This window comes from Rheinheimera sp., from assembly GCF_020217005.1.
Lineage (GTDB): Bacteria > Pseudomonadota > Gammaproteobacteria > Enterobacterales > Alteromonadaceae > Pararheinheimera.
The window spans coordinates 1-10,000 of the sequence record NZ_JAIWOI010000074.1; the positions used below are offsets into that span (position 1 = coordinate 1).

Genomic DNA, 10,000 nt, shown 5'->3' on the forward strand with positions numbered 1-10,000 from the left:
GCGCCCATCGACAACCAGGTGTCGGTGTAAATAGCATCAGCACCAGCAGCAGCCGACACATGCTGACTTAAGGTCAGTTTAGCGCCACTTTTTTCTGCTATGGCCTGAGCTTTTAACAATACATGAGCATCAGGACCAAAGCCTTGTGGTGTGACCACAGTCAGCGTCATGCCCATAATAGCAGCGCCTAACATCAGCGAGTGACAGACATTGTTACCGTCGCCGACAAAAGCCAGATGCACTTTGCTTAAATCGCCATAATGCTCTTTTAAGGTCAGCAAATCGGCCAGCGCCTGACAAGGATGGTACAAATCGCTCAGTGCATTAATCACTGGTTTTTTGCTGCTTTGCGAAAGCTGCACTAATGTTTTCTGAGAATAGACCCGCGCCACTATGGCATCACACCAACAGGCCAGGTTACTGCCAAAATCTTCCACTGATTCGCGTACGCCCATAGCTCCGTTTTGCTGATCCAAATAGACACTGTGACCACCCAATTTATTGATCCCTACATCAAAGCTGACGCGGGTTCGCAAAGAAGGTTTTTCAAACAACAAGGCAATGCTTTTGCCTTTGAGCGCAGAGCTGTACTGCTCTGGGTTTTGTTTGATCTGAAGCGCGAGCTCCAGCAGGTCGGATAATTGCTTCTGGTCTAATTCAGCTAAACATAAAAGCTGGGTTAATTTACTCATAAAAACACACTGCATGTCCGCTAGGCGGCATCCTTATCGTTGCAACACACCCTTATGGTGTGTTTTGTTTCGGGATCAATAGACTCATCAAATCAATTGATGTGGCTATATACCCAAAGTAATTGGAGTTGCAGCGAGGCGACAAGGGCGTGAGACCCCAGGAGCATAGTGACCTATGCGTAATTGGATTGAAGCGAGAACTCGCAGTTCATACCAACCAACATAGACCAACAAACAACTGGGGCGAGAGCACGCAGTCAACAAAGCTGCAGCTTCAAGAACGAAGGGTATACACGATGCAAGTTCCTACTGCTTGTTGTTGCATCAACTTTAATAAATCGTCCGGATGCTGCCATCCTGCCACTGTAATATTACGTTTCAGTGCCTGGGCTGTTTCCAGCGCTGCATCCAGTTTTACTTTCATGCCACCTTTAATCACACCATCTGTGACCAACTGCTGAGCTTCTGCTGCAGTTAAGGTTGGGATAAGCTGCATATTGGCATCCAGAATGCCAGGCACGTCGGTCAGTAAAACCAGTTGGCCCTGCACCAGTTGGCAAATAGCAGCAGCTGCGATATCGGCATTCACATTCAATAACTGACCATCAGCGCTTAAACCAATAGAGCTGAATACAGGAGTAAAGCCCTGAGCTAACAAAGTATTCAATAACAGTGGGTTACCTGCTTTGGCTATACCCACAGCACCCAATTTATGATTGATGTCAAACTCCAGACTGCCGCCTGCCGCCAGGCTTAACCCCACCGGATTTAAGCCCTGCAAAGTGGCACGTGCCACCATATCTGCGTTGACAGCGCCGTCTAAAGCACCGGTGATCACCGGCATTTGTTCAGCTGGAGATACCCGTTGGCCATCAATTTTTTCAGTGGTAAACCCAAATTTCGCCAGCCACTGATCGACCTGATCGCCGCCGCCATGCACCAGCACAAGCGGATACTGAGTTTTCAGCTGTGCACAAACTTTTAATAAGGCATCTAAAGCGGCCTGATCCTGTAATAAACGGCCACCCATTTTCAGAACTAAAGGTGTCTGGCTCATTCTGCTGCTCCTGCGAATAAACCTGCGGTTTCAGGAGCGCCAAATTTAATATTGGCCGCCTGCATCGCCTGAGCGGCTGCACCTTTGAGCAAGTTATCAATAGCGGACACAATCACCAGTTGCTCACCATCCTGTTGCCAGTGAATGTCACAAAATGGTGTGCCTGCCACATCAGCCACATTAGGTGAATGTTTGACTAAACGCACTAATGGCTTAGCTGCATAAGCCTGCTGGAAAGTGGTTGCCACTTGCTCTGCAGTAACGCCAGATTTTAAAGTCACTACGCTGGTGGCCAGAATGCCACGTTTAAAGTTGCCTAAATGTGGCGTAAACACCACTTTGCGGCCTAAATTCTGTTCAATCTCTGGTCTGTGTCTGTGCTTAAAGAAGCCATAAGCATTTAAGCCGACTTCGCAAAAGGAGGTGTTTAATGCGGCTTTACGGCCTGCACCTGAGACACCGCTGGTGGCGTTGATTACAGGAATACAACCGTCGGCCACCAAGCCTGCTTTTAATAAAGGCAATAACGCCAGTGAGCAGGCCGTTGGGTAACACCCAGGCACAGAAACCAGCTGTGGCAACGGCTTATCTAACCATTCCATTAGTGAATACACAGCTTGATCCAGCAGTTCCGGATGCTGATGCTCGTAGCCATAATATTTCGGATACAAAGCCGGGTCTTTTAAACGGAAAGCGCCGGATAAATCAAACACGGCTATACCTTTGGCTAAAAGTAAAGGCGTGACTGCCTCACTGGCTTCGTGCGGTAAGGCTAAAAAGGCGACATCCAGCTTACCTGCCAGCTCTTCGACTAAATCGTCTGTCCATGGCTGCACCAGAATATCCACAACAGATTGATAACGCGGATATAAATTGGAAAAAGGTTCAGCAGCGCGGCCAGCGGATGCAAAAGCGTAACTCAACTCAAAATACGGGTTCCGTGCCAACATAACGGCCAATTCAGCGCCGCTATAGCCGGCAGCACCTAACACAGCGCTGCGCAGTTTGGTGGTAGAGGAAGTGGATTGAGTGGACATAGGTCGCTGAGTCTCCGAAAACAAAAATAATAAATTAAGGCCACGCCAAAAAAGAGTGGCCAGTGTAGTGGCTTCGTCATGCAGTTTCAAGAATTATTATGCTGAATTAGTGAATTTTTATTTTATTTAATTCATAAATTCAAACAAGCACCAGATCCACTGCAGAAAGACCACAGCTTAGACCAAAATGGCCCAAGGCAGAAGACTGTGTTAATGATTGGCTCCTATCAAAGACCCACAGCTTCGCCCTGAGGATCGATATTCTGGCCCGGCAGGCTACCCAACGCATCAGCGAAGCTTGAATAAAAACTCAAAATACCAGGCAGAGGTTGCACCTTGGCTTTGGCCAGAGTTTTTAGCGGTTGAAAGGTTAAGTCTGTCACCAATAAATGAATGCCCTGCTTTTCAGCCAGACTGACCAGTTTGGTAAAAGCGGAAAGTCCACCCGCATCCATCAAGGTCACGGCATCCATCACTAAAATAGCGCCTTGCTGCTGTTTGAGTTTGACCGATAGCTCACCAAAGACCCGGTCTGCGGCGGCAAAAAACAAAGGACCGCTGATCCGAAATGCTTTCCAGCCATCAGGCAAAGGCTCAGGCAGGTATTTTCTGTTATGACTGATATCCGCGACGCGGGTCATATCGGCCACTTGCTTCACAAAGAAAAACGCTGCGATGACCATGCCACAGCTAATGGCGATGACCATATCAAACAGCACGGTGCAACCAAAACAAATCAGAAAAATGATAATATCGTTGCGGGGCGCGGTTTTTAGCAAATGCACAGCTTTAGGTGCTTCACTCATATTCCAGGCGACCACCAGCAGCAAAGCAGCCATAGCCGCCATAGGCAAATAAGCCAATACAGGCGCCAGCACTAGCAAAGCCAATAACACCACCAACGCATGAACCATAGCGGCAATAGGCGACTGTGCGCCTGCCCGCACATTGGCTGCCGAGCGAGCCAAAGCTGCTGTTGCAGTAAAACCTCCTAAAAAAGGCGCCACTATATTGCCTATGCCCTGACCTAATAATTCGCTGTTCGCGCTGTGTCTGCGTCCTGTCATGCCATCCAAAACTACCGCACATAATAAGGATTCAATAGCACCTAACATGGCCATCGCAAAGGCCGCCCCAATTAAATCCTTCAGCATCTGAGTGCTGAACTCTAAGGCGTGACCATCAGGGCCTGGCTGCAACCAGGGCCAGCTGAATTCGGGTAACACGGCAGGAATACCCTGCCCTAACGAGCCATCTGGCAACAGATAACTAAATCGACTGCCAATGCTATCCAGCTCCAGCCCAAATTGTGTTAACGCCATGGCTAAGCCAGTTGCTATCAAAATTGCGGGTAAATGCGGCGGCAGAGGCAATTTAAGTTTTGGCCACACTAGCATTACAGCTAAAGTAACGGCAGCCACCAACAAGGATGGCCAATGCAGATCAGGTAAGGCCAAAGACAGTTGCTGTAGTTTTTCCAGATAATGTTCTGACATTTTGTCTATCGGTAAGCCAAACAGATCTTTGATTTGCAAAGTGGCGATCACCACTGCAATGCCGCTGGTAAAACCTAAAGTAACAGCTTCCGGGATATATTCGATAAAGCGGCCAAAACGCATAGCGGCCATGATGATCAGCATCACACCAGACAAGATAGTGGCCAGCAGTAAGCCAGCCAGACCATAACTTTGCGCCACAGGGTAGAGAATAACCACAAAAGCTGCTGTAGGCCCACTGATGCTGTAGCGCGACCCGCCAGTCAGCGCGATTAGAAAACCAGCAATAATGGCGGTATACAAGCCATATTGCGGCGGCACTCCACTGGCTATAGCCAGCGCCATCGCCAGTGGAATGGCGATAATACCTACGGTAATACCGGCCATCAGGTCCAGCTTAAAAGTGCCAAAACTGTACCCTTCAGCCAGAGATTCCCGCAGCGCATGACCAATACGCAAAGAGAATAAATAAGAGCGGTGCGACATCTGAATCCGTCCAGTAACAATACACAAGCTGAGTGTAACTAAGTCTAGCGGCTAAGGTGTTGATCTAGTGTAAAGATTCAGTCCTTTGGGACTAAAGTATAAGTTTCGACACTCTGATAGCTCACGCCCTGCACTGAGCTGATGGAGTGATACAAAGCCACTTCGGTACAAAGTAACTCTAGAGGCGGCGCAGGCTGGGGAAACAGAGTGCTCGACTGAAACTTACGGGCCAAAGTTACATGAGGCACAAAGTGCTCTGGCACTGGCGTATGCAGATATGGCAAAGCCAGTTGTTGCAACTGCTGTTGTAGTGCCATCAGAGCAGGGTTGGGCTTTGAGACTCCCAGATACAATATTTTCGCCTGGTTGAACTGAGAATACTGATCAAAACAGAGTTGAACCGGAGGATGTTCGCGAAGCAGTTCCAGGCTTTTTGACCATAACTCTTGTTGCGCAGTTACTGCTTGCGGGCCTAAAAAGACTAAGGTCAGATGCAGGTTGTCGACTGAATGCCACTTGGCATCAGGCCAGAGCCCTGGCTGCTGATAAGTATGCAGCAGCCTTTGTTGTGCCGGGCTGAACTTCAGACTTAAAAAACATCTGTCATCCAGCGTTACCCTGTTTTCAGGCACTCACAGCCTGAGGCCGTACCCCTAATAAGTGACAAATAGCGTAGGTCAATTCACTACGGTTTAAGGTGTAGAAGTGGAAATGATTCACGCCTTCGCGGCTTAACACTTTCACCATTTCCATGGCTATATTGGCTGCCACCAGGTTACGGGTTGTAGCGTCCTGCTCTAAACCTTCATACGCCTTGTTCATCCAACCCGGTATAGCCACATTGGTCATAGTGGCGAATTTCTGCAATTGCTGGAAGTTAGTCACAGGTAAAATGCCCGGTACTATCTCCACATCTATACCTACAGCGGCGCAGCGGTCGCGGTAACGTAAGTACTTTTCGGGGTCAAAAAAGAACTGGGTAATAGCACGTGAAGCACCGGCATCCACTTTGCGTTTTAAGTTCAGTAAATCAAACTGGGCATTCGGGGATTCAGGATGCACTTCTGGGTAAGCTGCTACCGAGATATCAAAGTCAGCCACTGAACGCAGGATCTCTACCAGATCGGCCGCATACAAAGCTGGCTTCTCTTTATTGCCCGGCGGCAAGTCACCACGCAACGCCACAATATGGCGAATACCATTGTCCCAGTAGTCTTTGGCAATACGCTCAAGTTCAGCACGGCTGGCATCGACGCACGTTAAATGCGGCGCCGCTATTAGGCCGGTACGCTGTTTAATGGACTTAATAATGTCATGGGTACGGTCACGTTCGCCCGAATTGGCACCATAAGTCACAGACACAAAAGATGGCGCCAAAGGCGCTAAACGCTCGATGGATTGCCATAGCGTATTTTCCATCTGTTGTGTTTTTGGCGGAAAAAACTCAAAACTAACGTTCACCTTGCCTGCCACATCCTGCAGGTTGCGGTTCATGGATTCGACATACTGTGCGCTGACAAAAGACATATTATTTCTCACTTCACCCAGGCGGCGGCCTGAGCCTGACTATGTTTAGCTGCTTTGGCAGCGGCAATTTTTTGTTTGGCTAAAATGGCTAAGTCGGCATGCACACCGCCAGCCGTGACCTGACGACCAGCGCCGGGGCCTTTTAACACCAATGGATTCTGTTGATACCAGTCGGACTCAATGACAAAAATATTGTCACAAGGCAAAATAGCCGCCAGCGGATTTGTCTGTTCGACAGCCACTAAAGACACCTGCGCTTTGGCTTTGCCTGCTTCAATCTTTAAATCGGCGACATAACGTAAGACTTTACCCGCAGCCTGAGCTTGTTGCTGTAGCTTAGCTAATTCCTGATCAAGCACTTCACGACCAGCCCAAAAGTCTGCAATGCTGCCTGAGCTTAACGAAGCAGGTAGTAAAGGCTCCAATTCAATCTGATCAATGTCTAGATCTAAATCCAGTTCACGGGCTAGCACCAGCAATTTACGTTGCACATCTTTACCTGATAAATCATCCCTTGGGTCCGGTTCTGTTAAACCTAACTGCTGAGCTTGCTGCACAAAGTCAGAAAAGGCTTTACTGCCATCAAACTTTGCCAGCAACCAGGACAAAGTACCGGAAAAAATACCGCTGATGCGATGCACCGTATCGCCACTACTTTTTAATTCCTGCAATAAACGTTGCACAGGCAAACCAGCACCAACAGTGGTATTGCTCAGCCATTGCACCTGCTGCTGTTCTGCTGCTTGTTTAATTTGCTGATACTGCGCCAGTGGTAAGGTCACGCCTTGTTTATTCGCACTGATTAAATCTAACCCCGCATTGATAAACTGAGGATAACGTTCAGCGAAAGCGCGACTTGGCGTTAAATCCACCAGTACTTTAGGTTCAGGCAGTTGTTGTAAGGCCAGCTCGAGCTGCTCTTCAGTATAAGCAGGAGCTAAAGCCAGTGCCTGTTGCCAGTGGTGAATATCAATCTTTTCGGCAAACAGCGCCTGACGGGAATTAAATAACCCGGCCAGCTTTAAATTGATTTGACCGGCAAAAGCTTGTTGTTGCTTTGCTAATAAAGCTAAAAACTCAGCCCCTACGTTACCAGTGCCTGCCACTACAACATTCAGTTGCACTTGAGTCGGCAGCAATAACTGATGCAGCTCTGTCAGTTCCAAGGAGGTTAAAGCGCTTTGGAATAACCATAAAGCCAGTTGCTCGTCTTCAAAATGAAAAGCTGCTTGCTGACGGTCTAACCAGCGCCCTGCGGCCGCATTGACTTGTTTTTGCTGACGGGCAGCAGGCTTGACCCAGACCACAGCATGAAAAGCTTGTGGATTCACCCGGGCAAAGACCTGTTGGCTCGCCAGGTAACTTAATAAGCTGTCCACTTGATGGCTGGCGACTATCCACTGATCCGCTGCCTGAGGGGCTGCAAAGACGGTAATTTGCAGGGCAGAAGCCACAGTTGCCGCAGTTAATTTACAACTTGCCGGCACTGTCACTAAGGCCGCTTGTGTTAGGTCAGTTAAAAACTGCACTTCAATAGCGGCTTGTTGGCTGACTTTACAGCCCGGATGACCAGGGTCAAAACTGCTGCGTACTATTAAATCGGCGGGAGCATCCAATAAAGGACTTAAAGTTTTAGCATGTAATACCGGGTTACCCAACTGAGCCAAAGTTAAAGCCTGTTGCCATGGTACCTGACGGTAAGCCCGGGCTGAGGGCACTTTACGCGGATCGGCACTGTAAATTGCGTCCACATCAGTCCAGATATGAATAGCCTGAGCTTTGACTAAACGCCCTACTATAGTGGCTGAGTAATCGCTGCCATTGCGGCCTAAGGTGATGCTGTTACCTTGTAAATCGCGGGCTATATAACCTGTCACTACTTTAATACCGCTGATCTGAAAAGGCGCTAACCATGAAGACGACACTTCGTATTGCACTTCACTGCCGTCTAAACGCAAAAAATCCCTCGCATCAATAGCAGTGGCAGTCAGACCTTGTTGATTCAATAAAGCGGCCAATAACTGACTGGATAAACGCTCACCTATGGCCAGTACGTCGTTGAATTGGTTGGTCGCTAAATAACCTGGCACCTGTGCAAGCCAGTTTTGTACTTTGGCTGTCAAACTGGCTGAGTTTTGTTCATTTAAAGTGCGCTGAATAAGTAAAGCCAGCTTTTCCGTCAGTTGCTGTAACAGCACAGCAAAAAGCTCAGGCTGCTGACGGCTGTCGATTAACGCCAACAACTCATCGGTGGTGTCGCCAGGCGCAGATACCACCACCCAGGCTTCTGGCTCTTTTGCCACAATAGCGGCAACCGCAGAAAAACGTTCAGCACTGGCTAAGCTGCTGCCGCCAAACTTATGCACCGTGTTTTTATGATTTAAAGTACTACTCATCACTCACCACCTACCACAACACACTAAGAGCCGGGTTTAACCTGAATTGCTGCTGTTCGTTTTTTTCTGCAACACTAGCTTGTTCTGACTGCTGGAGTTGCGGTTTAGTGTTTTGCTTTAGCGCTGCATCTACAGCAGCAAAAGCCTGTGCCAGATCGGCTATTAAATCCTGTGCTTCTTCAATACCTACAGATAAACGAATTAAAGTCGGGCCTATGCCAGCGGCTTTTTGTGTGGCTGCATCCAAAGAGGCATGAGTCATGGAACCTGGATGGCAAATTAAGCTTTCAATCCCCCCCAACGACTGGGCCAAAGTGAAACACCGCAGTGCTTCGAAAAATACCGGTAAATAGGCTTCGTCTGCGGCTAAATCAAAACTCAGCATGGAACCAAAGCCATGTTGCTGCGCCTTGGCAATGGCATGACCCGGATGGTCTTTGAGACCCGGGTAATAAATCCGGCCAACCAGTGGTTGTTTTTGCAGATAATCCACTACCAACTCAGCGTTCTGCTGATGCTGTTTAATACGGGGTAATAAAGTACGAAGGCCACGTAAGGTCTGGTAAGCATCAAAAGCGCCACCTGTGACCCCTAAACAGTTCGCCCACCATTTCAGCTCATCACCCACTGCTGCATCTTTGGCAATTAAAGCTCCGCCTACAATATCGCTATGGCCATTAATAAATTTGGTCGTGGAATGAACCACAATGTCAGCACCCAAGGCGATAGGGTTTTGCAAAGCCGGTGATAAGAAGGTGTTATCTACCACCAGAATGGCGCTCAGTGCTTTTGCTAATTCAGCCGCAGCTTTTACATCAGTAATTTGCAGCAATGGGTTACTTGGAGTTTCCACCCAAATCATTTTAGGCTGGGCTGCTTTAATTTGTTCTGCCCAGTTAGCTTGCTGAAAATTCACCACCACCAGCTTAAAAGCTTTTTTGCGATTCGCTAAATTCAGGAATAAACGATAACTGCCGCCGTAACAATCATGGGGGATCACTAAAGTATCTTCCGGACCAATTAGTTGCAGCGCCAGCAAACAAGCGGACATGCCAGTGCCGGTAATTAAACCTTTGGCACCACCTTCGAGCTCTGCCAACGCATCGCCTAATAAATCCCTTGTTGGGTTATTCGAGCGTGAATAATCGTATTTGCCCGGCTGTTTAAAGGCTTTAAGTTCATAAGTTGAGGTTAAATACAAAGGCGGCGTCACAGCGCCATAAGCTGAGTCCTGCGCTATTCCGGCGCGGGCTGCTATAGTGGCAGAGTGTTGTTTGCTCATATAAAACCTCAAATTTAGATGTTTAGA

The 10,000-nt window shown here is 48.3% G+C and carries 8 protein-coding genes; all 8 read right to left on the minus strand.

The window, feature by feature from the left end:
- Window positions 1–692, minus strand: a 692-nt coding sequence (locus LDL40_RS03675) for an ornithine carbamoyltransferase (protein ID WP_300993761.1), incomplete at its 3' end; no start/stop codon positions are given.
- A 274-nt stretch (window positions 693–966) separates the two neighbouring features.
- Entirely contained in the window at window positions 967–1,749 is a 783-nt protein-coding gene (gene argB, locus LDL40_RS03680; RefSeq protein ID WP_300993762.1) for an acetylglutamate kinase, read from the minus strand.
- Entirely contained in the window at window positions 1,746–2,786 is a 1,041-nt protein-coding gene (gene argC, locus LDL40_RS03685; RefSeq protein ID WP_300993763.1) for an N-acetyl-gamma-glutamyl-phosphate reductase, read from the minus strand. Before argC ends, argB begins: the two co-directional genes overlap by 4 nt.
- Window positions 2,787–3,013: 227 nt before the next feature.
- Window positions 3,014–4,768, minus strand: a complete 1,755-nt coding sequence (gene dauA, locus LDL40_RS03690) for a C4-dicarboxylic acid transporter DauA (protein ID WP_300993764.1) — start codon at window positions 4,766–4,768, stop codon at window positions 3,014–3,016.
- A 77-nt stretch (window positions 4,769–4,845) separates the two neighbouring features.
- On the minus strand, window positions 4,846–5,400 hold the full coding sequence (gene thpR, locus LDL40_RS03695) for an RNA 2',3'-cyclic phosphodiesterase (RefSeq protein WP_300993765.1): 555 nt from the start codon (window positions 5,398–5,400) through the stop codon (window positions 4,846–4,848).
- The gene (gene metF / locus LDL40_RS03700; protein WP_300993766.1) at window positions 5,393–6,295 is read right to left on the minus strand and encodes a methylenetetrahydrofolate reductase; all 903 of its coding nucleotides are present in this window, start codon (window positions 6,293–6,295) and stop codon (window positions 5,393–5,395) included. Before metF ends, thpR begins: the two co-directional genes overlap by 8 nt.
- Window positions 6,296–6,303: 8 nt before the next feature.
- Complete coding sequence (metL, locus tag LDL40_RS03705; RefSeq protein WP_300993767.1) at window positions 6,304–8,691, minus strand: bifunctional aspartate kinase/homoserine dehydrogenase II; 2,388 nt, start codon at window positions 8,689–8,691, stop codon at window positions 6,304–6,306.
- A gap of 10 nt (window positions 8,692–8,701) precedes the next feature.
- On the minus strand, window positions 8,702–10,000 hold a 1,299-nt coding region (gene metB, locus LDL40_RS03710; RefSeq protein ID WP_367304298.1), incomplete at its 5' end, for a cystathionine gamma-synthase.

Excerpts from the sequence above, each read along its gene's own strand:
- argB (WP_300993762.1), bottom strand. The coding sequence starts at position 1,749 with ATGAGCCAGACACCTTTAGTTCTGAAAATGGGTGGCCGTTTATTACAG.
- argC (WP_300993763.1), bottom strand. The coding sequence starts at position 2,786 with ATGTCCACTCAATCCACTTCCTCTACCACCAAACTGCGCAGCGCTGTG.
- dauA (WP_300993764.1), bottom strand. The coding sequence starts at position 4,768 with ATGTCGCACCGCTCTTATTTATTCTCTTTGCGTATTGGTCATGCGCTG.
- metF (WP_300993766.1), bottom strand. The coding sequence starts at position 6,295 with ATGTCTTTTGTCAGCGCACAGTATGTCGAATCCATGAACCGCAACCTG.
- metL (WP_300993767.1), bottom strand. The coding sequence starts at position 8,691 with ATGAGTAGTACTTTAAATCATAAAAACACGGTGCATAAGTTTGGCGGC.